This is a genomic window from Dyadobacter sp. CY356 (assembly GCF_021440195.1).
Classification (GTDB): Bacteria; Bacteroidota; Bacteroidia; order Cytophagales; family Spirosomataceae; genus Dyadobacter.
Genome location: NZ_JAJTSZ010000003.1, coordinates 87050 through 111715 on the forward strand (window position 1 = coordinate 87050; position 24666 = coordinate 111715).

The 24666-nt window shown below is 40.5% G+C and carries 24 protein-coding genes; 15 read left to right on the forward strand and 9 right to left on the reverse strand.

Features of this window, described 5'->3' with window-relative positions:
* The first annotated feature begins 9 nt into the window (after positions 1-9).
* From LXL81_RS12225 to LXL81_RS12240, 4 genes are all read left to right on the forward strand, one after another.
* The gene (locus LXL81_RS12225) at positions 10-579 is read left to right on the forward strand and encodes a biopolymer transporter ExbD (protein WP_234647074.1); all 570 of its coding nucleotides are present in this window, start codon (positions 10-12) and stop codon (positions 577-579) included.
* A 48-nt stretch (positions 580-627) separates the two neighbouring features.
* Positions 628-1452 carry an energy transducer TonB gene (locus LXL81_RS12230; protein ID WP_234647075.1) on the forward strand — a complete coding sequence of 275 codons (825 nt, stop codon included), beginning with the start codon at positions 628-630 and terminating at the stop codon, positions 1450-1452.
* Positions 1453-1678: 226 nt separating this feature from the next.
* Complete coding sequence (locus tag LXL81_RS12235; protein WP_234647076.1) at positions 1679-2638, forward strand: PstS family phosphate ABC transporter substrate-binding protein; 960 nt, start codon at positions 1679-1681, stop codon at positions 2636-2638.
* Positions 2639-2729: 91 nt separating this feature from the next.
* On the forward strand, positions 2730-4484 hold the full coding sequence (locus LXL81_RS12240; protein ID WP_234647077.1) for a tetratricopeptide repeat protein: 1755 nt from the start codon (positions 2730-2732) through the stop codon (positions 4482-4484).
* 79 nt (positions 4485-4563) lie between these two features.
* On the opposite strand, the gene LXL81_RS12245 is transcribed toward LXL81_RS12240, so the two are convergent.
* A complete protein-coding gene (locus LXL81_RS12245; protein ID WP_137338192.1) occupies positions 4564-4770 on the reverse strand; it encodes a hypothetical protein in 207 nt (68 codons plus the stop codon).
* Positions 4771-4873: 103 nt separating this feature from the next.
* On the opposite strand from LXL81_RS12245, the gene LXL81_RS12250 reads away from it, so the two are divergent.
* From LXL81_RS12250 to LXL81_RS12260, 3 genes are all read left to right on the forward strand, one after another.
* Entirely contained in the window at positions 4874-6268 is a 1395-nt protein-coding gene (locus LXL81_RS12250) for a BatD family protein (RefSeq protein WP_255713703.1), read from the forward strand.
* A gap of 4 nt (positions 6269-6272) precedes the next feature.
* Positions 6273-7352: a chorismate synthase gene (gene aroC / locus LXL81_RS12255; protein WP_234647079.1), complete on the forward strand. Its 1080-nt coding sequence runs from the start codon at positions 6273-6275 to the stop codon at positions 7350-7352.
* 330 nt (positions 7353-7682) lie between these two features.
* A complete protein-coding gene (locus LXL81_RS12260) occupies positions 7683-8564 on the forward strand; it encodes an FAD:protein FMN transferase (RefSeq protein WP_234647080.1) in 882 nt (293 codons plus the stop codon).
* Positions 8565-8635: 71 nt separating this feature from the next.
* On the opposite strand, the gene LXL81_RS12265 is transcribed toward LXL81_RS12260, so the two are convergent.
* The gene (locus LXL81_RS12265; RefSeq protein ID WP_234647081.1) at positions 8636-9979 is read right to left on the reverse strand and encodes a Gfo/Idh/MocA family protein; all 1344 of its coding nucleotides are present in this window, start codon (positions 9977-9979) and stop codon (positions 8636-8638) included.
* Between the two features lie 27 nt (positions 9980-10006).
* Positions 10007-10990, reverse strand: coding sequence for a formylglycine-generating enzyme family protein (locus LXL81_RS12270; RefSeq protein ID WP_234647082.1), 984 nt, complete (start codon positions 10988-10990; stop codon positions 10007-10009).
* Between the two features lie 142 nt (positions 10991-11132).
* On the opposite strand from LXL81_RS12270, the gene LXL81_RS12275 reads away from it, so the two are divergent.
* The 4 genes from LXL81_RS12275 to LXL81_RS12285 all read left to right on the forward strand — a co-directional run bounded on the left by LXL81_RS12275 (position 11133) and on the right by LXL81_RS12285 (position 14286).
* Complete coding sequence (locus LXL81_RS12275) at positions 11133-13016, forward strand: ABC-F family ATP-binding cassette domain-containing protein (protein ID WP_234647083.1); 1884 nt, start codon at positions 11133-11135, stop codon at positions 13014-13016.
* 27 nt (positions 13017-13043) lie between these two features.
* A complete protein-coding gene (locus LXL81_RS12280) occupies positions 13044-13361 on the forward strand; it encodes a nucleotidyltransferase domain-containing protein (RefSeq protein ID WP_234647084.1) in 318 nt (105 codons plus the stop codon).
* Positions 13358-13555 (forward strand): HEPN domain-containing protein, encoded by a 198-nt coding sequence (locus LXL81_RS29320; RefSeq protein ID WP_409013885.1) that lies wholly within the window; start codon positions 13358-13360, stop codon positions 13553-13555. The genes LXL81_RS12280 and LXL81_RS29320 overlap by 4 nt, the downstream gene beginning before the upstream one ends.
* 95 nt (positions 13556-13650) lie before the next feature.
* Positions 13651-14286, forward strand: a complete 636-nt coding sequence (locus LXL81_RS12285) for a DedA family protein (protein WP_234647085.1) — start codon at positions 13651-13653, stop codon at positions 14284-14286.
* A gap of 263 nt (positions 14287-14549) precedes the next feature.
* Here the strand turns inward: LXL81_RS12285 and LXL81_RS12290 are convergent, their stop codons facing one another.
* A complete protein-coding gene (locus tag LXL81_RS12290; protein ID WP_234647086.1) occupies positions 14550-15068 on the reverse strand; it encodes a gamma carbonic anhydrase family protein in 519 nt (172 codons plus the stop codon).
* A 133-nt stretch (positions 15069-15201) separates the two neighbouring features.
* Here LXL81_RS12290 and LXL81_RS12295 point away from each other — a divergent pair, with 133 nt between their 5' ends.
* Complete coding sequence (locus tag LXL81_RS12295) at positions 15202-15762, forward strand: YqgE/AlgH family protein (RefSeq protein WP_409013886.1); 561 nt, start codon at positions 15202-15204, stop codon at positions 15760-15762.
* Positions 15763-15849: 87 nt separating this feature from the next.
* On the opposite strand, the gene LXL81_RS12300 is transcribed toward LXL81_RS12295, so the two are convergent.
* Positions 15850-16068 carry a hypothetical protein gene (locus LXL81_RS12300; RefSeq protein ID WP_234647088.1) on the reverse strand — a complete coding sequence of 73 codons (219 nt, stop codon included), beginning with the start codon at positions 16066-16068 and terminating at the stop codon, positions 15850-15852.
* 176 nt (positions 16069-16244) lie between these two features.
* Here LXL81_RS12300 and LXL81_RS12305 point away from each other — a divergent pair, with 176 nt between their 5' ends.
* The 3 genes from LXL81_RS12305 to gcvP all read left to right on the forward strand — a co-directional run bounded on the left by LXL81_RS12305 (position 16245) and on the right by gcvP (position 20838).
* Complete coding sequence (locus tag LXL81_RS12305) at positions 16245-17504, forward strand: metallophosphoesterase (protein WP_234647089.1); 1260 nt, start codon at positions 16245-16247, stop codon at positions 17502-17504.
* Positions 17505-17612: 108 nt separating this feature from the next.
* The gene (locus LXL81_RS12310) at positions 17613-17819 is read left to right on the forward strand and encodes a hypothetical protein (RefSeq protein ID WP_234647090.1); all 207 of its coding nucleotides are present in this window, start codon (positions 17613-17615) and stop codon (positions 17817-17819) included.
* 130 nt (positions 17820-17949) lie between these two features.
* On the forward strand, positions 17950-20838 hold the full coding sequence (gcvP, locus tag LXL81_RS12315; RefSeq protein ID WP_234647091.1) for an aminomethyl-transferring glycine dehydrogenase: 2889 nt from the start codon (positions 17950-17952) through the stop codon (positions 20836-20838).
* Positions 20839-21177: 339 nt separating this feature from the next.
* Here the strand turns inward: gcvP and LXL81_RS12320 are convergent, their stop codons facing one another.
* Genes LXL81_RS12320 through LXL81_RS12335 form a run of 4 tightly spaced genes read right to left on the reverse strand, consistent with a single transcriptional unit; the run spans position 21178 to position 24580 of the window.
* Positions 21178-21696: an NADH-quinone oxidoreductase subunit J gene (locus LXL81_RS12320; protein WP_194124433.1), complete on the reverse strand. Its 519-nt coding sequence runs from the start codon at positions 21694-21696 to the stop codon at positions 21178-21180.
* A gap of 35 nt (positions 21697-21731) precedes the next feature.
* Positions 21732-22325: an NADH-quinone oxidoreductase subunit I gene (locus LXL81_RS12325; RefSeq protein WP_234647092.1), complete on the reverse strand. Its 594-nt coding sequence runs from the start codon at positions 22323-22325 to the stop codon at positions 21732-21734.
* 22 nt (positions 22326-22347) lie between these two features.
* Positions 22348-23427 carry an NADH-quinone oxidoreductase subunit NuoH gene (gene nuoH, locus LXL81_RS12330; RefSeq protein ID WP_234647093.1) on the reverse strand — a complete coding sequence of 360 codons (1080 nt, stop codon included), beginning with the start codon at positions 23425-23427 and terminating at the stop codon, positions 22348-22350.
* 34 nt (positions 23428-23461) lie between these two features.
* Positions 23462-24580 carry a 2Fe-2S iron-sulfur cluster-binding protein gene (locus LXL81_RS12335; protein WP_234647094.1) on the reverse strand — a complete coding sequence of 373 codons (1119 nt, stop codon included), beginning with the start codon at positions 24578-24580 and terminating at the stop codon, positions 23462-23464.
* Between the last annotated feature and the right edge of the window lie 86 nt (positions 24581-24666).

Genomic DNA, 24666 nt, shown 5'->3' on the forward strand with positions numbered 1-24666 from the left:
AAGAATAATATGTCAGCAATAGTTGAAACCGGTGGTGGTGGTGGTAAGGGCGACGGTAAAGTTCGCGGTAAGAAATTATCTACCAATGTTGATATGACGCCTATGGTGGATTTAGGTTTCTTGCTTATTACGTTCTTTATGCTTGCAACAACAATGTCTAAACCTACGTCGATGACATTGAACGTGCCTGATAAAACGGAGAAGCAGGAAGAAACCGAACCATTGAAGGCTTCTAAGGTGTTGACACTTTTTTTAGGGAAAAACGATGATGTTTATTACCTGGATGGTGTTGCAGCTGATGATCCAAAAGCAGAAGAGTCCTTAAAAACAACTCGTTTTGGTTCTGATTTGAGAAGTGTAATTTTTAACTCGGCAACTCGTATCAATGCTGCAAATGCAAAGGACGAAAAAGGTTATGGCGCATTTGTTTGCGTAATTAAGCCTACGGTTGTGTCTACTTACAAAAACATGGTTGATGTGCTTGATGAAATGGCTATCACCAAGTCTAAAAAGTATGCACTTGTAGACAACCTTACAGACTCCGAGAAAAAGTTACTTGGAGACAAAGTTAAACCTTGATCGAATTCAGGGTAGTAGTTAATATTTTTAACATTTAATTTTAACGCCATGGCAGAAGTTAGCCCGAATGCGACACTGGATGATATAGTGTTTGCCAATCGTAATAAGGCGTATGGTGCATTTTCACTGAGAAAGGGATATCGTGCAGATATTACCAAATCAACTTTGATCGGCGCTGCTCTTTTTGTTTTCGCAATGTTTTCACCTGCACTTATTAATGCACTGAAAGGCGATGAAGTAAAAGAGGAAGTAATGGTTAACGTGGATTTAATGAACTTGCCGCCACCGCCAATAGATCCGACTGAACCGCCACCGCCACCGCCGCCGCCAATTGAGCAGCCGAAAGTAGCAACGGTTAAGTTTTTGCCTCCCGAGGTGAAGATGGATGAAAAGGTTCCTGAAGAAACACCTCCTCCAACGGTTGAGGATTTGAAGGAAGCAGTAATTGCTGATAAAACAGTAGAAGGTGATCCAAATGCTAACGAGGTAATCGTTGCTCCGGAACAAGTTGCAGCACCTAGTAAAGGTACTGTTGTTGAAGCCGCTCCTGCTGAGGAAAAAGTATTTACTGTGGTTGAACAACAACCGGAATTTCCAGGAGGAACTACTGAAATGTATAAGTACTTAAGTAAGAATATTAAGTACCCAAGTGCTGCTTCTCGTGCCAACGTATCTGGTAGAGTATTTATGTCATTCGTTGTTAATACGGATGGAAGTATTCAGGATGTTGCGGTACTCAAAGGTTTAGGTTTTGGTTGCGATGAAGAAGCTATCCGTGTTGTGAAAGCAATGCCAAAGTGGAAACCAGGTAAGCAGTCAGGACGTGCAGTTAGGGTGAAGTACAACTTGCCAATCAACTTCCAACTTGAGTAACTCATGAAGGAAAAACCATTGCATGAGAAAGTGATCAATATTGCTTCTTTGTTAATGGCTCTAGTATATATGGGAGGAGGGATCTTTTTGATCTCCTCCTCCTTATCTTTTAAGTTGCTCCCTGTCGGTAGCATGCAACGATATGCCTTTGCTGGCACACTTATTTTGTACGGTTTTTACCGAGGGTACAGGGTTTGGAAGAAATGAGTTATTACACACAAGAAGCATGAAATATCCAATCAGTGCAGGCATAGGAATCTTCCTGTGTATTTTAATCCTGGCGTCAGGATGTTCCAAAACTTCTTCAAAGGAGCGCGATAATCCTGTTCAGGGTACAATCACGATAGCGGCGGACGAATCATTTAAACCTCTTGTAGACGCCTTGACAAAGGCTTACGAGGGAATTTATCCAAAAGCTCATTTCAACGTAGTTTATAAGCCAGAGCAGGAAGCTATTCTGGAATTATTGAAAGATAGCGTTAGATTGGTTTTTGCTACCAGGCAGTTAAGTGAGAATGAGATCTCAATGGTGCGCCAGCAGGAAGGAATTCAGAAAGCACATCATATTGCTTTAGACGGATTAGCTCTTGTAGTAAACGGAGGCAATGCTGATAGTTTAATAACAATGGATGAAGTGAAATCTATTGTTGAAGGTAAGATTACCGATTGGTCTCAGCTAAAAGGTAGCAATCTGGAAGGTCCCATTACGCTTGTTTTTGATAGTGCTAATTCCAGCAATCTTAACTTTGTAATGAGTAAATTCAATTTGAAAAGTATTCAGAAACTTAGAATAACGTCAGCCGGATCAAATTCGAAGGTCATTGACGAAATTAAGAAAAATCCTTTAAGCCTGGGTTTTATTGGGGTTAACTGGATAAGTGATGGTCATGATGCCTTGGCAAGGGAGCTTTCAAAGGGAATACGGGTTTTAGGTGTTTCTAAAAATCCAAACCCTGCTTCAATTCAGGAGTATTATCAGCCTTTTCAAAATGGACTTGAATTAAAAAATTATCCACTTTCCCGGGATGTATATATTATTATCCGGGAGGGATACGCAGGACTTGGCAGCGGTATGGTAAATTATATTGCCAGGGACGTAGGTGGGCTCATTATTCAGAAGATGGGGTTAATTCCTACGGTAGTGTATCCCAGGGAGCTGGAAATAAGGACTGGACAAAATCTTTAGTCTTCTTACACAATTTATTACATTTGGAACTTGTTTATTGAAAAACCAAATCTTTTGTCATTATATTAACCGGGTAAAAATGAACAGAAACATGAGAATAAAGTTAGTAGCGCTGGTATTATGCATTTTTTCAGTTGTAAATGCTTATGCGCAGACAGTGCAGGATGGTTTGGCCTTAATACATGCTGAACGTAATAAAGAGGCAGGTGAATTATTTACAAAACTTGCCACAGGTACTCCTTCGGCAGATAATCAATACTATCTTGGTTACTACTATGTAATTAATAAGCAATTGGATGAAGCTCAGAAAGCTTTTGAAAAAGGTGCTCAACTAGACGAGAAATCATATCTTAACCAGGTTGGTCTTGGAACGGTTGCGCTTGGAAAAGGCGATATGGCCAAAGCAAAAGAATTGTTTGCAACTGCGGAAAAGAAAAAAGGTAAAGATGCTGAAGTTCTTTTGCGTATAGCTGAAGCTTATACTCTTTTTGAAAAGAACAATGATCCGGCAGAAGCAATCAGATTGGCTGATGAAGCGATCAAAAGAGATAAAAATCTTGCTGATGCATATATTGTGAAAGGTGATGCTTTGATGTTGCGTAATGAAGGTGGTGCTGCTGTTACTGCCTACGAATACGCGTTAACTGCAAAGCCTAATTACGCCGTTGCACATAACAGAATCGGTTCGGTTTATTTGAGAGGTAAGAACTATAACCTGGCACTGGAAAACTATAAAAAAGCATTAGAAGCTGATCCTAATTTTGCACCTGCATACCAGGATCTTGCTGAGCTTTATTTCTTTGCCCGGAAATACAAACAGGCTGCTGAGAACTACGATCTTTACATGCAAAAAAGTCTTGCATCTGATCCTGAAACGAAGCTTCGTGCAGCTCAATTTGCCTTTACTGCGGATGATTATACAAAGTCCTTGCAGATTTTGGATGAGATGAAAGGAAAGATTAACAACCCTATTACATTACGTATGTACGGTTGGTCTTATGCCAAGACAAATAATCCTGATATGGCTATTCAGAACCTGAATGAGTTTATCAAAGTGGCTCCGGACAAAGTAATCGGAGATGACTATAAATATCTTGGTCGTGCTTACAATGCCAAAGTAACCGACGGAAAAGGATACGACTCAACAGGTGTGCTTTACATCCTGAAAGGTGCAGATATGGACACAAGTAAAGCAGATGCTGCAACGACTTATAAAGAAGTTGGTGCGTTGTATTACGCTGCGAAGGATTTTGGTAATTCTGCTTCGGCGTACTATAAAGGTATAGCACTGGATACTTCTAAGGCGTCTGCAAATGATTATTACTATTTAGGTCTTTCCAAGTTCCAGTTAGCTGGTGCTTTGGGATCTTTGGATAATACTGCTGGCGATAGCGCTCAAATTGCTGCTAACAAAAGAAATATGTATCTATCTGCTGATTCTACGTTTGCGACTGTAACTCAAAAACTTCCGGATTGGCCATATGGTTACTATTGGAGAGCAAGTGCGCTTTACAATGCATATGACAAACAAGAGAATATTGATAAAGGAATTTCAGCTCCGTATTATCTTAAACTTGCTGAACTGGCAGAAAAAGATCCGGATCCATCGAAATACAAGTCTTACTTGAAACTGGCTTATAACTACCTTGCTTTTTATAGCCAGACTACATTGAAGGACGAAGCGAAATCAAAAGAATACTGGACCAAATTGCTTGCTATCGATCCTACCAGTGCAGCTGCAAAAGAAGCATTAGGTATGGCACCGGCAGCAACCGAAACAACAGGTAAAACTGCTGCTGCTGCGACTAAACCAGCAACAACAAAAAAGCCAGCTCCTAAGAAATAAGCCGGCTTTAAGAATAAAACGAAAAGACCCGCCAGTTTCGGCGGGTCTTTTCGTTTTATTCTTATTCAATTACAGTGGATCAGCCCAGTGTAGATGGAAGCGGAAAGCAATTATTTAGCGTCGCTAAATGTACTGAGCTATAATTCTCATAACACCAGTTTCTTAAACGTTTTACTTCGGCAGGCATTAACATGCGAATTGCTTTTCTTAATTCTTTTTCGAACAATCTGCGGTCGAAACTAACCTTTTGCAGAATAATTTTAATGTATTCAAGCATAGAGGCCATAGTATTATGTAGTTTTGCGGTTTAGGTATGACACAACGTTTAAAAACTTGAACAGATTATTAATCCATATAAGTATCATAAATAAGTGTAACGAATATTTACGATGAAATTATATGTAATTTTAAGCATAATTTTGTGTTTTTCTTGTACTATTCATGCGCAAATAATAAATAATGATCCAACAATCGAATTTGGGCCTAAAAATCTCAAAATGGATGAGCCTTTTACCATTTCAGTTGTTGTTCCTGGTGAAGAAAACCGGCCTTCGGTAAGTTTTCCGGAAATTAATGGGCTTGAAAAGCGAAGCAAATCTGCCACCAGTTCAATAAACACAGTAGGTGGGGAAAAAGTTGTCGTGCAAACCATTAGCCAGCAGTATTTCGCTCTGAAGGAAGGCACATATGTAATTCCGCCATTTTTTGTGACAGTGAATGGATTGAAGATCAAGTCGGAAGGTATAACGGTTGAGTACAATACCAGGGTATTAATAAACCCGGAAGTGATTAGCGAAGAAGATCTCGCACTATTGCCGGAAATTGAGAATAATGAAGAGGATGTTTTTCTTTCCGTAGGTGCTAATAAAAAGAGCGTTTTCATGCGTGAAGGTTTTGCACTTGGAATTTCTCTGTATGTAGCCGAAAATGCACCGATACAAATGGACTTTTATCAGGTAAACGTTCAGTTACAGTCAATTTTGAAAAAAATACGCCCTGTTGGATGTTGGGAAGAAAATGTTGGTATTGAAGAAATTGCAAAGCGTCGTATTGAAATTGGCGGCAGAAAATATACCGAATTCAATTTATATCAGGCCCAGTTTTTCCCAATGACGTTGCAGGATATTATTTTTCCTTCGGTAACTTTGGAAATGTTGGTGGGTAGTGGCAAAGCAGGGGAAGGCAAAGTACTTAAAAGTTTTCGGTCGAAAGTTGTTAAAGTGAATGTTAAACCATTGCCTCCACATCCATTAAAGGACCAGGTGGCGGTAGGACAATATAAACTTTTTGAGCGACTGTCCAGTGCACTTGTGTATCCCGGAGAAAGCATAAGATATTTGTTCAGGATTGAAGGAAAAGGAAATATAGCAGCAATTCCAACACCGGAAATTATCGCCAATTCATCGTTTGACTTTTATCCGCCTGATATCAGTCAGCTTATAAAAAGAACTAACCAGAACGTAATAGGAGAAAAGAGCTTTGACTATTTTGTAGTACCACGCCAGGATGGGACTTTTCCAATGGGAAGATATTTTCAATGGGTTTATTTTGATCCCAAAGCAGCAAAGTACGATACACTGATTTCCCAAAAAACACTTCAGGTGAAAGGTGAAGATTATAAATTAGGCAACATATCGTTACATGGCTCCACAGGGTTGTATGACAATCTCGAACGATTAGATAGCAGTGCGGAGCATTTTGATTTTAAAAAAATACTAAAAGAAATAACCAACGCCATCGTAATTCTGTTGTTGTTTACTATGGTTTGGGTATTAAGAAAATAATTTCATGGGTAGTACATACGGAAAAATATTCAAGATTTCTACTTTCGGGGAATCACATGGTGTAGGGATCGGAGTAATCGTGGAGGGCTGTCCGGCCGGCGTCGATTTTGATACAGATTTTATTCAAAGCGAGTTGACACGCAGAAAACCAGGCCAGTCGCGTATCACAACCCAAAGGAAAGAAGCCGATGAATTTGAGGTTTTGTCGGGCGTATTTGAAGGGAAAACCACAGGTACTCCAATTGCATTGATCATCAGAAATGAGGATCAGCGGAGTAAGGATTATTCACATATAGCAGCACAATTTCGCCCTTCTCATGCAGATTATACCTACCAGGTAAAATATGGCGTGAGGGATTATCGTGGAGGCGGAAGAAGTTCGGCAAGAGAAACTGCTGCAAGGGTGGCAGCCGGTGCTTTGGCGAAATTGCTTCTTGCCAATTTTGGAGTTAATATCCAAGCATATGTTTCTCAGGTAGGGGCTTTGAAACTTGATAAATTTTACACCGGGCTTGATTTAACCCAAACCGAAAATAATGCTGTACGCTGCCCGGATCCTGAAATGGCAGAAAAAATGTTTACATACATTGATGACATCCGGAAAAAAGGCGATTCTATCGGAGGCGTTGTAAATTGTGTAATTCAAGGTGCTCCGGCCGGATGGGGTGAGCCTGTTTTTGACAAACTGCATGCTGAACTTGGAAAAGCGATGTTAAGTATCAATGCCGTTAAGGGTTTTGAATATGGCAGCGGTTTTGATGGTGTTGCGATGCTGGGATCAGAACATAATGATGCATTTTTTATTGATGACAAAGGAGAAGTTCATACCCGATCAAACCATTCCGGAGGCATTCAGGGGGGGATTTCTAATGGTGAAGATATTTATTTTAAAGTTGCGTTCAAGCCGGTAGCAACGATTATGCAGGATCAGGAAAGTGTGGATTCAAATGGAGATACCGCTGTTGTGCAGGGCAAAGGACGTCACGATCCTTGTGTTGTCCCGCGCGCCGTTCCTATTGTCGAAGCCATGGCCGCGTTGGTTCTGGCAGATTTCTATTTAAGGAACAAGGCCAGCAAGCTTTAATTCTTTTTTCGTCTCTGGTTAAGACTGAGCACAAGCCAAATTGTTCCTAGAAATTCAATAATGAGCCCACTCAACATGGTGGGATTACTAAATTGCACATGTGCAGGTTTAATAAGTGCACCTGTGGCAATTAATAGCAGACCTGCTGATAAGATGATAATAGCATTTAGTAGATTCAGTTTCACCCGGTTATATCTTTCGTTCCACCTTTTAACTAACTTTGGTTCAAAGAAACACTATATATCGAATATAGGGATTCTATTTTTACTTTGCTATTTTCCTCTCCAAACTTTCGCCCAGGAAAAACGCTACACTTTTGAAAGAGGATTAATGGGGTCGCCTTTTAGGATTATCATTTATTCTAACAACGATTCAACTGCTAATAAAGCAGCTCAGAGTGCTTTTAAAAGGATTGAGGATCTAAATCTGGCATTAAGCGATTATCGTGATGACAGCGAAATAAATGCGGTCTCCGCGCAATCCGGTACCGATAAATGGATTCCGGTTAGCAAGGACCTCTTTGATATTCTTTTTATTTCGGACGATATTAGTAAAAAAACAAATGGAGCTTTTGATGCTACACTTGGACCGATCGTTCAGGAATGGCGGCGTGCTACGAGAAAAGGTTATTTGCCGGATGCGGATCTGATCAAAAATGCGCTGGCCAGAACAGGTTATCAAAAAATTAAATTTGACAAAAAAACACAAAGCATTCAACTTAAAGATAAGGGGATGCGGCTGGATATCGGAGGATTGGGAAAAGGCTATGCGGCTGATGAGGCGGTGAAAGTTTTGAAACAATATGGTATTAAATCCGGAATGATCGACGCAGGTGGAAAACTTGCCTTAATGGATGCGCCTCCCGGTGAAAAAGGATGGAAAATTGTAATTTCTTCGGGTCGTGATTCCATTGAAACGATTGAATATTCCAATGTTGGCATGGCAACTTCCGGCCCGACCTATCGGTATCTGGAATATAATGGAAAACGGTATTCTCATATTGTTGATCCAAAGACTGGAATTGGTCTTCTATATCATGTGAGAACCACCGTGATTTCTCCAACCTCAGTTGAAGCTGATGCGCTGGCAACGGCGTTCAGTGTATCCGGAATTAAAGAAGGAAAGAAATATTTGAAACGATTTCCAAATAATAAGGTCTGGCTGGTGGAGACAAAAGATGACAAGATCCAAACCTGGAATACTATAAAATAATTTCATTAAAATCAGAAATAAGAAAGGCTGCGGTTTTAGATCGCAGCCTTTCTTATTTTAACAGTAGAATTTTAGATAACCACGGTTTTTCCAGGCACTGCAACTGGGTACAATCCATCTGGTCCAGGCATCAGCTTAGGGTTTGCATCCCATGCAAGCTTGTCCGGGAATAGATTGATATCAGAATTTAAGGCTTCATCCCACTTGATCAGTTTTCCTGAATACGTAGCCATACGTCCCATGATGGCAGTCATAGTACTTTTGGCTGCCCTTTCAGCATCCCAGAATTTATATTCACTTTTTGCAACAGCAGCAAATAATTCGTCGTGTTCAACTTGATATGGGTTGATATCACCTTTGTCGTCATGTGCATATATCACACCACCTTTGTAATCCTTAAGAACTGTTTTCTTGCCATCAAAGCTGTCAATGCGTCCTTTTGTTCCTACAAAAGCCTCGTCCACCTTGTTCCAGGTACCTTCAAACTGGCGGCACTGGCTTGAAATTGTCGTTCCATCGGCATAGACAAGATCCAGTGTATGGTGGTCAAAAATCTCGCCATACTGTTTTCCTGTACGCACTTCACGTCCGCCTGTCCCCTGAATTTGTGTTGGGTAAGCATTTTTTACCCAGTTCGCCACATCAATATTATGAACATGTTGTTCGTTGATGTGATCACCGCAAAGCCAGTTAAAATAATACCAGTTTCTCATTTGATATTCCATTTCAGTCTGGTTTGGCTGACGCTCTTTCATCCATGGGCTGCTTCCAACCCAGTAAACCTGTCCGCCAACGATATCACCCAAAGCCCCGTCATGAATTCGTTTGATCGATTCCAGGTAATTGGCCTGATAACGACGCTGAAGACCGACAACCACATTCAATTTCTTTTTCTTAGCTTCTTCTGCAATAGCTAAAACTTTACGGATACCCGGCGCATCTGTTGCAACCGGTTTTTCCATAAATATATGTTTGTTGTTCTTAACCGCTTCTTCAAAATGAGACGGACGGAATCCCGGAGGTGTTGCCAAAATAACAACATCCACATCTTTCAATGCAATTGCTTTTTTGAAAGCATCGAATCCAACAAATTTACGATCCTCAGGAACGTCTACTTTTGTTTTTATATCTACAACAGTACCGGCCGCGTTTTTATATTTTTTGGCAGTAAGATTTTTGTAAGATTCATCCAGCCTGTCTTTGAAAGCATCAGCCATCGCTACGATCTGCACATTTTGTTTTGTGCTTAAAGCCTGCGCCGCAGCACCTGTTCCGCGTCCGCCACAGCCAATCAAAGCCACTCTGATGGTTTCGCCAACTGCGCTGTTATATCCATATCCCGTGAAAGGATTCAGGATCACGCTGCCTGCAACCAGGCCGGATGCTTTAAGGAATTCGCGTCTGTTTTGTTCCATTTTAAAGTTAAATTAAGAGTTTATATATCAGTAATCTTCTATCAATGCAGGACTGTAATATTTGGCAATTTCTTCTGCCGAAGGCGTTTTAACAGGTCTTACCAATCTGAAACCTACAAAAGATGCACTTGTCATCCACCATTCACTTTTAGGAAGTTGTGGATCCAGAACTTTCCATTCCGGTTTTGAAGGCGTACGAGCCGCACTTCTCAAATCAACCGGTTCATCATCCCATGATCCTCCGCGTACAGCAGTCGGATAAAGTTCTGTTACCGGTGCAAACTTTTCTCCTGCCGGTTGTTTGGTATAATAATCCGGAACATACTGGTCAAGTGTCCATTCCATCACATTTCCGTGCATGTCATATAATCCCCATGCATTCGGTTTTTTAGTTCCGATTTTTTTATATGCCGAACTGCTGTTTTTGCGATACCATGCATATTCATCCAGTTTCGTAGCGTCATCTCCAAAGGAGTAAGCTGTGTTTGATCCAGCTCTACAAGCATATTCCCATTCAGCTTCGGTTGGAAGACGGTAGAAAACGCCGGTTTTCTCATACATCCACTTACAAAAAAGAATGGCTGCATATTGTGTCATATTAATTGCCGGATATCCGGCACGGCCCATTCCAAATGACATATCCACATATGGAGGACTGGGGCGTGTACTTGCATCCGTTTTTGCAACGCTTTTTTCTGGATCAGGATGGCGTAAGGCCATTTCTTTTTCCATATTTTTGAAAGCATACAAATCATAAATATCCCAGCTCAATTCAACTTTTCCCATCCAGAATGGCTCAATCTTAACTTTATGCTGAGGCCCTTCATCTGGTCTGCGGCCTTTTTCGGTGGCAGGGCTGCCCATGGTATACTCTCCGCCCGGAATGGCAACCATGTCATAAACTTGTGGGCTTCCGCCGATTACCTGCGTGTAACTTTTGAAATTGTCTTGCGCAGATGCATTTAAACAAAGAAAAAAAACAGGGATTAGGTTTAAGATTTTTTTGTACATAATTTTTTAAAATGTGTTCTCATTGAACCATATAACAAAGAATAAGTAGCAATATTATGGTATTTACCCTATGAAAACGAATTTTTTCTTTCTTCTCTAATATCTATCCTACCTTTGCAGTTATAGAATCCAAAATTTACCTATGAATTACCTTTCAGCAGAAAATATTGCGAAGTCGTTTGGCGACAGATGGCTTTTTAAAAATATCAGTTTCGGAATCAGTCGCGGTGATAAAGTGGCACTTATCGGAACAAACGGAACTGGAAAGACGACATTTCTTAATATTTTAACGGGCAAAATTCCCCCACAGGAAGGATCTGTCAGTCTGAGAAAAGATATCCGTGTAGGCTATCTGGATCAAAGTCCTTCTTTTGATCCGTTACTACCAGTTTTGGAAGTGATTTTTTCGTCAAACAATCCCGTTGCGATTGCTGTAAAAAAATACGAGCATGCTATTGAGACGGACGACCATGATGCATTGGCGACCGCGATGGAAGATATGGATACCTACAAAGCCTGGGATTTTGAGTATAAGGCCAAAGAGGTTTTAGGAAGACTGGGAATCCATGACACGGAAAATTTATATGGAAACCTTTCAGGAGGGCAAAAGAAGCGTGTCGCTTTGGCTAAAATTCTACTGGAAGATCCTGAATTGCTAATTCTCGATGAGCCAACCAACCACTTAGATCTGGATACGGTTGAATGGCTTGAAAAATATTTGAATACACAAAATACTACCCTTCTGGTAGTAACCCACGATAGGTATTTCCTTGACACGGTTTGTAATCAGGTACTGGAACTGGATCACGGTTCGGCATATTCTTACAAAGGAAATTATTCATATTTCCTCGAAAAGAAAGCTGAACGCGAAGAATCCGAAGCTGCCGGAATTGATAAGGCAAGAAACCTGATGCGTAAGGAACTCGACTGGATCAGACGTCAGCCGAAAGCACGTGGTACAAAAGCAAAATACCGTGTGGATGCTTTTGAGGAATTAAAGGAGAAAGCAAGCCAGAAAAAATTCGATACGCAGATGGAGCTTAACGTACGCACAGCGCGTTTGGGAAGTAAAATCATTGAAATGGAAAATGTAAGTAAAGGATTTGGTGATCGTCAGCTTATCAAAAACTTTGAATACACTTTCCGAAAAGGTGACCGGATCGGTATTGTTGGTCAGAACGGTATGGGTAAGTCCACGTTGCTGAACATGATCACAGGTGAATTGGAACCGGATAGCGGACAAATTGTAAAAGGAGAAACGGTTCAGTTTGGTTATTACAAACAAACGGATCTGGTTTTTGACGAAACGCAGCGTGTTATTGACATTGTGAAGGATGTTGCAGAAGTCGTTCAGCTTGGTACGGGAGAAACCGTCACGGTCGGACATTTGTTGCAGGCATTTTTGTTTTCGCCATCCAAGCAATATGATTTTATTGCAAAGTTGAGTGGGGGAGAAAAGAAACGACTGCAATTGTTACTAACCCTGATCAAACAGCCAAACTTCCTGATTCTGGATGAGCCTACCAATGATCTGGATATTGCAAGTTTGAACGTTCTGGAAGAATTTTTAATGAATTTCCCGGGATGTATCATGATCGTATCTCACGACAGGTACTTCCTGGATCGTTTGGTTGAGCATATTTTTGTTTTTGAAGGAGAAGGAAAAATCAGCGATTTCCCGGGTAACTATACTGAACTTCGTGATTATCAGGACGAGGTTGAGGCTGAAAAGAAAAATGTTGCATCAGGTAAAAGTCCACAGGCTGCCGCACCAGCACCTGTAAAAGAAGAAGTTATAATGCCTGCTGCTCCGAAGAAAAAATTAAGTTTTAAAGAACAGCGTGAATTTGAAATGCTGGAAGGTGAAATGGCAGCTTTGGAAAAGAAAAAAGCGCAGTTGTTGGAAAAACTGGAAAACGGTGGCTCTCATGTAGAGGTTACTTCATGGGCAATGCAAATTGAAGAAATAACACAAGCGCAATCTGATAAAGAAATGCGCTGGCTGGAACTGTCTGAAAATGCTTAATTTTGAAAAAGATAATCAGCGATCGTCATGAATATCAAAACGGTTTCAAAGGAATTTAAAGATGAAATGAGAACTTTGTATGGTGACTTGCTCTACAAAGTGATTTTGTTCGGTTCATTTGCCCGAAATGACTTTCGTGATGATTCTGATGTTGATTTCCTGGTTGTTTTAAATAAAGATGAAGTTCGTCCCTTGACAGAAATATCAAAAATTTCCCCTGTATTGGGGGAAATTTTAAGGCATTACCATAAAGTATTTAGCGTTGTTCCAACGAGTAAGAGGAAATTTGAAGATAGCACTATGCCACTTTACCGAAATATTCGTTCAGAAGGAATTGAAATATGAGTGATATTAATTCAATCATATTAAAAGCTGAGGACAGTATTGACAACGCGGTTTATAATCTCGAAGGAGGTTTTTATTCTGCAACTGTGAATCGCTGTTACTATGCGCTTTATTACTGTTTGATAGCCCTTTTAGAAACTAAAAATGTAACTTCAAAATCGCATAAAGGAGCACATATTAAGTTTAATGAATGATGAAGAAGCCTTAGAAACTTTACACAAAGCCCGCCATTTTGTTAGTACAGTGATTCATTATCTTAAAAATAATGGATACTTAGAGTAAAAACCCTATGAATTCAATTGTAGAATTTTTCCAGTACCTGCTGAATTCGGAAGAGTTAATCCGGACCGGCGGTTTGCTTGTTATTACTTTTATAGTTTTTGCAGAGAACGGACTTTTCTTTGCTTTTTTCCTTCCGGGTGATTATCTGGTATTTCTTGCAGGGGTTTTTTGCGGAACAGGAATTTTACAGGTACCGATCGGAATTCTGTTGTTATGTATGTTCGCGGCTGCTGTGCTCGGCTCGCTTACCGGATATATTTTTGGAAAATATTTTGGAGGTATGTTTGAGAACAGGCCGGATTCATTATTTTTCAAGAAAAAACACCTTGATACAACCCGGAAATATTTTGATAAATATGGTAGTAGAACATTGATCGTCAGTCGCTTTTTGCCAATTGTCAGAACTTTTGCACCGATTTTGGCCGGTGTAGCAAAAATGTCATTTCCCGCTTTTCTTTTGAACAATGTAATTGGCGGGGCGGTCTGGATTGGCGCACTTACCGGTGGCGGATTTTTATTTGGTGAACGCTTTCCATGGATTGTTGACTATGTCCACTATATCATTTTATTCTTTTTAGCGATTACTACTTTCACGGTAATCAAAGGATACTTAAACGCAAGAAAGGGAATGGTTGAGGAGTAGAACTTTTTTAATTCAGTATTGAAAAAGACACACTATGAAAATTTATTATAATAAGAAGCAGCGCAATTTCAACATCGGAATGATAGTTGTTATGGCATTAGGATTAATGGCCATCCTTGACCGTGGCAGCTTCGATCCGCGAACTTCTGGATTTTGGTTATGTATTTTACAAGCATGTTTTACATACCTATTTTTGGGCCCTATATCCTTCAAAAAAACAGACAATAGTCCTGACTTATTGATTGGAAAGGAAGATTGATCTTTTATTCTTCCCCCTTAAACCAGCCCGAATAAGTAATATAATTATTCGCAGTCCTGTCAATAATAGATCCTAATTCAGGAGAGACATCTTTCAAATATTTCGCTGGATTTCCGGCATAGATTGTTCCGGGCGGAACTTTGGTATTCTGTGTAACAATAGCACCTGCTGCAATAATGGAGCCAGTTCCAATTACCGCCCCATCCATCACAATTGATCCCATACCAATCAAAACGTGATCTTCAATAACACAGCCATGAACAATTGCATTGTGTGCTATGGAAACATAATCTCCGATATAGGTACCGTTTTTTTGATAAGTACAATGGATGACTGCACCATCCTGCACGTTGGAATAGTTACCGATCCGGATACTATTTACATCACCGCGAACTACGGCGTTAAACCAAACCGTACAGTGCTCACCCATAATAACATCACCGACAACTGTTGCATTTTCTGCGAGCCAGCAGTTTTCCCCAAACTCAGGATGATTTCCACGAACCGATCTGATCAGCGCCATATTTAAATGATTATATATTCGTTTTTCTAATTAATATTTCCTTTTTTCGTTAATCAACGAGAAATATAAAACACAGGTAATGTTACTTAAAAATAAATATATTTCGTTCTTTAATTAATTAAATTCACACAACATGGCCATGACAGAAAATCTATTCAAAGGCTCTTTGCTGATTGCCAAGCCCTATTTGGGTGACCCGAATTTTGAGCGGGGCGTCATTCTGTTATGTGAATATAACGGACAGGGAAGTTTTGGTTTTGTTCTTAATCAGGTGACGGACTTGTTTTTAGGAGATGTGCTTGATGATACAATCTACCAGGATATTCCTTTGCATTTAGGCGGACCGGTTGAAAAGAATACTTTACATTTTATTCACCGTAAACCGGATCTAATTCCTGGAGGAGCTGAAATTATGCCCAATGTTTTTTGGGGAGGAGATTTTGATCAGGTCAAAACACTGCTTAATATCAATACATTGAAAGCAGATGATGTCCGTTTTTTTATTGGTTATTCCGGATGGGGCGGGGGGCAGATTGAAGATGAGCTTTCTCAGAATTCGTGGATTATTACCCAGACTACTTCTGATTTTTTATTTACAACGCCACCTGCTAATTTCTGGCGGGAAATTTTAAAAAATATGGGTGGTGAATATCGCTCAATTGCGCATTATCCAATTGATCCAACCTTAAATTAGAAAGTAGCAGCAATATTTGTTGACATTATAATAAGCTACCAACCCTGGATTATTAATTCTAAACGCTTACAGCTGATAGCTAAAAACTTAATTCGGGCTATTCAGACCGTGAATAGATTCGTAATCTGACTTCACACGGGCTGTTTCACTGATAAGGAATTTTTGAAGCTGTTCATTAAAAACCGTTTTATCCTCTTCCGAAAGCGAGGCATAAAGATCTTTTAATTCCTGATTGATAGCGGCACGCTCTTCACCGGAAGCGTTCATGGAACGAATATGGAAACGTTTAAAATCGAAATCAGGCATAACATAAAATTTTAATAAAGTACAAAACTACAAAATTCCACCTTTTACATAAATAACCTTACCGTTCAGCATTAATTTTTTTCCTTCAAAACTATTTTACTCAATAAAGTTTTCTTCATCCGAACGAGAAAAACGGATTGGATGTTAATTTCGTCATATACACCTTTTTGACTGGAATGAACCGTACTCTTTTTTTTATACTATTAACAGTTGTGCTTTTTGGCATCGACTGGTATGTCTGGCAGGCTTTACGTTTTGTAATCCGGAATCTTTCCCAGCCGACACAAAGATGGATCACCCTTGCTTACTGGGGATTTACGTCTTTAACATTGTTTGCTTATGTGATGATGCAGTTTCTTCCGGCTGACTTTTTCAATCGCATTACCAGAACTTTCATCATCGCGGGCATCGCAATTCCTTATTTGTCAAAACTGCTTGTGGTTTTCTTTTTGTTGATTGATGATGTTCGACGTTTGATCCAATGGGTTGTAGGTCACTTTATTCCATCCGTTTCGCCGGTCGATCCAACTACTACTGCGGAGCCTGGTATTCCCCGCTCGCAATTTCTGGAGACTACCGCCTTGGTAGCAGGAACGGCTTTGATGGGCACCTTTGCCTTCGGAATTTTATCCGGCGCACATGACTACCGGATACGCCGGGTGAAAGTTGTGTTGAAAAACCTTCCGAAAGCATTTCACGGAATGAAGATCGCTCAGCTTTCTGATATCCATTCGGGGAGCTTTTTCAATAAAACGGCGGTAAAAGGTGGTGTTGAAATGTTGTTAAAAGAAAAACCGGATATCGCATTTTTTACCGGAGATTTGGTTAATGACAGGGCCGTTGAGGTTAAGGATTATATCAACATTTTTGAAAAAGTGAAAGCACCGCTTGGCGTGCATTCAACGTTAGGTAACCATGATTACGGCGATTATTATCAATGGAGTTCGCAACAAGAGAAAGATCGGAACCTTGCTGATTTGAAAAAAGCTCATAAATTACTGGGCTGGAATTTAATGCTTGATGAAAATCGCGCGATTCGGGTTGATAATGAAGAAATTGGATTGATTGGTATTCAGAACTGGGGAGCAGGAAATTTTGCCAAATATGGTAACCTTGACAAAGCCTATCAGGGTACAGAAGATTACCCTGTTAAAATATTACTTTCCCATGATCCAAGTCACTGGCGCGCGCAGGTTTTGCCAAAGTATAATGACATAGATTTAGCATTTGCCGGTCATACGCATGGAATGCAGTTTGGAGTTGAAGTAGCGGGGATAAAATGGAGTCCTGTTCAATATCGTTACAAAGAGTGGGCAGGTTTATATACTGAAAATAACCAGCATCTATACGTAAATCGGGGATTTGGCTATTTGGGATATCCCGGACGTGTAGGGATTTTGCCAGAGATTACAATCATTGAGTTGGTAAGAGGTTAAAAATAATGAAGATCTTTGTAAATCAGGATTTTAATGTTCTGTTATACATACTTGCAACATATCTAAAGTCGTTCAATATTCAGGTTAAAGGGTTTAATTTATAGAGTTATGAAAAAATTTGTTGCATTATTTATTCTGTCGGGATTTCTTTTAGGCTTTTCCGGTGTTCAGGAAGTAAAAGCTTCTCCTAAGCATGTTAAGTCAGAAATGTTTTCTAACAACAGGAAGAAAAACAGAGGATATCAAAAACCGAAATCCAAAAAATTCCTTGGAATATTCAAACGCAAAACGGACTGCGGTTGTCCCAAACATTAAAAAGAAAATTTTATTGATTTTTGAACATATTCAAGAGTAAGCATTCCCGACAATCTCTCTGAGATTTGCACGGATTTGCTTACTTTTGTATTTTATAACCAACTATATAACGGTCTCGTTAGCCCAAATAATGAAAATCAATCTTCGAAGCCAGGATAAATTCGAAAACCGTCATCACGGTAAGAATGAGCAGGAATTACAGGAAATGTTGCGCACGGTTGGAGCATCTTCTCTGGATGAATTGATAGCACAAACGCTGCCGGCAGCCATTCGTCTGCAAAAGCCTTTGAATTTGCCAAATCCAAAATCTGAAAAAGATTTTTTGGATGGAATCAAGAAACTGGCGCGTAAGAATGCGATCCTGAAAACTTATATAGGAACAGGATATTATGACACCATCACGCCCAATGTGATTTTAAGAAATATTCTGGAAAACCCAGCCTGGTATACTGCATATACGCCTTATCAGGCAGAAATTGCCCAAGGAAGATTGGAAATGCTTTTGAATTTTCAGACGGTGATAACCGATCTAACCGGAATGGAAATTGCGAATGCTTCTCTGTTAGATGAAGCAACAGCAGCAGCAGAAGCGATGACGATGCTTCACAGCCTGCGCCCGGGTTCAAAGAAAAAAGCAGATACATTTTTCGTTTCCGAGCTTTGTCATCCGCAGACCATTGATTTGATTTACACAAGAGCCAATCCGATTGGAATAAAAGTTGTCGTTGGAAACCACGCAACCGTAGATTTGACTGATGAAAATCTATATGGCGTATTGGTGCAATACCCGGCTACCGATGGAGAAGTGATTGATTATACTGATTTTATAGCTGCTGCGCATGATGTGAATGTTACAGTTGCTGTTGCTGCGGATTTGTTAGCGTTAACCTTACTAAAAGCTCCTGGTGAAATGGGTGCTGATGTGGTAGTTGGTTCATCGCAGCGTTTTGGCGTACCGATGGGTTATGGAGGTCCTCATGCAGCATTCTTTGCTACAAAAGATGCTTTTAAACGTAATATTCCAGGACGTATCATTGGTGTTTCTGTTGATGCGGAAGGAAATCGTGCGTTGAGAATGGCGCTTCAAACACGTGAGCAGCATATTCGTCGTGAAAAAGCGACCTCAAATATTTGTACTGCACAGGTTCTTCTTGCAGTAATTGCAGGAGCTTATAGCGTTTACCACGGTCCGGAAGGAATTAAAAATATTGCTTCACGCGTTCACGGGTTGACACGATTGTTTGTAGATACGATCAAGAAATTCCATTACGACGTAGTAACTACCAATTATTTTGATACCGTTACGATCAAAACGCCGCTGTCAGCCAAGATTAGAGAAAATGCTTTGAAATGGGGAATTAATCTTCGTTATAATAAAGATGACAGCGTTAGTGTATCATTTGATGAAGCTAAAACTTTTGAAGATGTTATAGCACTCTTGAATCTGTTCGCAGAAGTTTCCGGATTTCAGGGGGAGATGGTCATTGACGAAGAAATGGAGTTTAATATTCCTGAAAATCTGGTTCGTACTTCCTCTTATCTGACACATCCGGTTTTCAGTTCTTATCATACAGAACACGAGATGCTTCGTTATCTGAAATCACTGGAAAACAAAGATCTTTCTTTGGTTCATTCGATGATTTCTTTGGGAAGCTGTACCATGAAATTGAATGCAACGGCTGAAATGATTCCATTGACCTGGCCGGAATTTGGTGCAATACATCCCTACGTTCCTGCAAATCAGGCGTTGGGATATGGACAATTGGTTGCAGAATTGAGTGCCTGGTTATGTGAAATTACAGGTTTCGCGGCGATGTCGATGCAGCCAAACTCAGGCGCACAAGGTGAATATGCAGGATTGATGGCCATTCGCGGATATCATGAAAGCAGAGGTGACCATCACCGTAACGTGGCCTTGATTCCTTCGTCTGCACATGGAACAAACCCGGCTTCTGCTGTTATGGCGGGTATGAAGGTGGTTGTTACCAAATGTGACGAACGCGGAAATATTGATGTAGCTGATTTACAAGCAAAAGCGGAACAATACAAAGACTCGCTTTCTTGTCTGTTGGTAACCTATCCTTCTACACACGGTGTTTATGAAGAAAGTATCATTGAAATCTGTTCGATGATCCATTCCTTCGGTGGACAGGTTTATATGGATGGTGCCAACATGAATGCTCAGGTAGGTTTGACAAGTCCTGCTTCTATCGGCGCGGATGTTTGTCACCTGAACCTGCATAAAACATTCTGTATTCCTCACGGTGGTGGCGGACCAGGTGTTGGACCAATTGGTGTTGCAGAGCATCTTATCCCATTCCTTCCAGGTCATGTTAATTTGGGCAAACAGTCTGAACATCTGGAAGCCGGACAAGCCGGAGCGGTTTCTGCGGCACCTTATGGAAGTGCAAGTATTCTGACCATTTCTTATGCATACATCGCAATGATGGGCGCAGAAGGTCTTACGAATGCTACAAAATATGCGATTCTGAATGCCAATTATATTAAAGAACGTCTTGCCGGTCACTACGAGGTTCTTTACACTGGAACAAACGGACGTTGTGCGCATGAGATGATCCTGGATTGTCGTCCGTTTAAAGCATTCGGTGTTGAAGCGGAAGATTTGGCAAAACGTTTGATGGATTATGGATTCCACGCACCAACTTTATCTTTCCCGGTTGCTGGCACATTAATGATTGAACCAACAGAATCTGAATCCAAAGCTGAATTGGATCGTTTCTGTGATACAATGATCGCGATCAGAAATGAAGTGCGTGAAGTGGAAGAAGGTTTGGCTGATAAAGTTGATAACGTACTTAAATATGCTCCTCATACATCGCGTGTTGTACTTGCAGATGTTTGGGAACATGCTTACGGTCGCGAGAAAGCTGCTTTCCCGTTACCTCATTTACGTTTCAATAAATTCTGGCCAAGCGTTAGTCGCGTCGACAGCGCTTTTGGAGATAGAAATTTGATTTGTTCTTGTATTCCCGTTGAGGCTTATGCTGAGGTAGAGTAGGGGATAGGAAAAGTAAATGTAAAAGTTTAAGAAGGAGCCATTTCGTGAGAGGTGGCTCCTTTTTATTGATTTGCTCCTTTCGGAGCATCCAGTTTATCGCTGATCATTAGAGTTGGGGTTAGCATGGCTCCATAGGAGCCTCCTTATTCAAGCTGTGAAATCAGGAAACTCTTACAGAGTTTTGATCTGGCTTCTGAGAATTCTTTTCTATAAACAGGATGCTCTATCGAGCAGTTCTAAATTAGAACTGACTTTTTAGCCAATTAATAACCGGGGATTAATAAAAAAAGCGAATCAATTACGATCCGCTTTCTGCTTATAAACTTATGTTGAAACCGATCAAAAATGTCTCTCTCCAATCTCTCTTTTACCTAACATTACAGCTCCCACCATCGCTACCAAAAGCAAAATTGAGGCTAATTCAAAAGGAAGTAAATATTCGCGGAAAAGAAGTTTTCCCAAACTTTCGATCATACCCACCTGCGAGTCAAACGTATTAGGATCTGCCGGGGCGATGATCGTTTTGCGGTAAGCTCCGAAAAGAATTACGAAAACTGTTCCGCCTACAATCGCTGCTGCAATTTTGGTCAGACTATTTTTAGCTTCTTCATGAATATCCTTCACGTTAAGGAACATAATCACAAAAAGAAATAGTACCATGATTGCCCCTGCATAAACGATGATATTCACCGCTGCCAGAAACTGTGCATTCAATAAAATATAGTGTCCTGAAAGCGTAAAAAACGTCAGAATAAGATAAAGTACGCTGTGAATAGGGTTTTTTGACAGGATAACCATCAATGCACTAAGCACAGTTAAAAAAGACAAAAAGTAAAAAAATGATAGCGTCGGATTCATAGTATTTTTTGAATTGCTGATTCAGGTTTTGAAAATCAGGGAATAGCTCTTGGAATAACATTGGTTACTTCGCCATCAGCTCTTTTGCGGTCTAGAATATGAGCTTCCTCTTTTGTCCAGGCTTCACGGGTATAACGATTGTTCATATCTTCTACCAATAAATCTTTCCCCCAGATCACCTGATTACGGTCGTTGAAAACAGGTATAAATTCATCATGACGCAAATATACTGCTTGTTTCGGACAAGCTTCCTCACAAAGTCCGCAGAAAATACAGCGCAGCATATTTACCTCATAAACCGCAGCATATTTTTCTTCTCTATACAGGGTTTCCTCACCTTTCACGCGTTCAGCAGCAACCATAGAAATTGCTTCCGCCGGACATGCAACTGCGCATAAGCCACAGGCAGTACAACGTTCACGGCCGTCTTCGTCTCTTTTAAGTATATGTCTTCCACGGAAAACCGGTCCTAAATACCGTTTTACCTCTGGATATTGAATTGTTACTTTTTTAGCGAAAAAATGCTTCAGAGTAATCGCAAGACCAGTCGCAATAGCGGGTAGGTAGGCGCGCTCCATCAGCGTCATTTCTTTATTGCTTACTTGCTTAGAGCGATTTGTCAATTGCATGGCAATATGGATTTTTTGTTACTTAGTTCAACAAAGCAGTAATGTATGGTTTTAAGAAAAGCACACATGCTCCGGTGATGATAATATTAAATATAGCCAATGGAATTAATTTCTTCCAACCTAAATTCATCAATTGGTCATAACGGAAACGTGGAAGTGTCCATCTAACCCACATGTAGAAGAAGATAAAGAATAATGCTTTTCCAAAAAATACGCCTGTACCAATTAGTGTAGCAATATTGTGGCCTGTTGTCGTACCCAACGCAGCCGTCAACTGGTTATATACCCAATCCATTCCCGGATAATTGTAGCCGCCAAAATAAAGCACAGAAATAATAGCCGAAGAAACGAACATGTTGATATACTCCGCGAACAGATAAAATCCAAGTTTCATACTTCCGTATTCCGTATGGTATCCGCCTACAAGTTCCGTTTCACATTCAGGTAAATCGAATGGTACGCGGTTACATTCTGCAAAAGAACAGGTAAGGAAAATGATGAAACCTAACGGTTGGTAAAAAATATTCCAGTTTCCACCATGTTGTTGAGCAACGATATCACCAAGAGATAAAGAACTGCTCATCATCAAAATAGCAATCAGGGAAAGTCCCATAGCTACTTCATAACTGATATTTTGAGAAGCTGCACGAATTGCACCAAGCAACGAAAACTTGTTATTTGAAGCCCAGCCACCAATCATAATTCCATATACTCCAAGTGCTACAACACCGAAAACGTAAAGAATTCCAATGTTTGATTCAACACCCTGAAGAACCACTTCTGCTCCTCCATAACGAAAAGTACTTCCGAAAGGAATTACCGCACTAGCCAGCAGAGCTGTTAACATCGCCAAACTTGGTCCGGAAATAAACAGCCATTTGTTAGCAAGTGCAGGGATAAAGTCCTCTTTAAAAAACATTTTACCCGCATCCGCCAAGGGTTGCAATAATCCGCCCGGTCCCGCTCTGTTTGGTCCCATCCGGTCCTGGATGAAACCAGCCACTTTGCGCTCTCCCCAGGTTGAGTACATTGCGATCACCAGTGTTAGAACAAAAACAACCAGGATTGTTAAAGTCTTGATAATAAACTCCGTTAATTCCATTTTTTACCTCACAGTTAAATATTGATGGCAGAAATTAATTCCTGTTATCGGTTAATAGCGAACGATGATTTGCTTTATCATTATTTTCTATGCTTTGATGACGGATTGTCTCGCTGTCTGTTGTGTATTCGCGTTCGTCGTCAATTGGTTTAAACTGCGTTGCGGCAAGTTTAAGTGCAAAATCAGGTTTTGCAATGAGATCTTTACGATACTTGTTTGCAGAAATTACCGAACTACGTTTCACCTTTGTTGGACCTTCAATAACCCAATCGCTGGTTTTTTTACGTTCAAAACGGCATTTGTTGCAAATGAACTCGTTCACTTCGCCCCACATATTTTTGCGGGCCGTAACGCGGATCACTTCGTCTCCACGATACCAAAGCGTAACTTTTCCACTGCATTTATCGCAATCGCAATGTGCATCTTCCGGTTTTGAAAACCATACACGGCTTTTGAAACGATATGTTTTGTCAGTTAACGCACCAACCGGACAAACATCGATCACGTTTCCTGAGAAATCATTATCAATTGCTTTTTCGATATAGGTACTGATTTCAGAAGCATCCCCGCGGTTCATCACACCATGAACACGTTTGTCGGTAATCTGATCAGCAGTATAAACACAACGGTAGCACAGAATGCAACGTGTCATGTGAAGCTGAACGAATGGTCCGATATCTATTTTGTCAAAAGTTCTGCGGTCTTCTTCGTAACGTGTTTTTACAGATCCGTGCTCAAAAGAGAAATCCTGAAGATGACATTCTCCAGCTTGGTCACATACCGGACAGTCAAGCGGGTGGTTGATCAACAAGAATTCAACAATACTTTTACGTGTATCAAGCACGGCCGGATTGGTCGTATTTTCAACGATCATACCTTCCTGAACCTGTGTGATACATGACGGAACCAGCTTAGGCATTGGACGCGGATCTTTTGCAGAACCAGCGGCAACGCGAACCAAACAAGCACGGCATTTACCACCCGATGTCGGAAGCGGTTTGTAATAACACATGGCAGGAGGTACCAAATGTCCCTGGCTCTCATCTGCTTCGGCAATTTTACGTGCCGCCTGCATGATGGTAGTTCCCGGTTCCACTTCGACCTCAATGCCGTCGAAAGTTATTTTTATTAACTGAGGTTTTACTTCTTCCATATCAAGACTTCAATAATCGTCTTAGTAACTTAAATCTATATATCTGATCCCGCTTTCTTTTAAAATGATTTAAAAACTTCGGGATC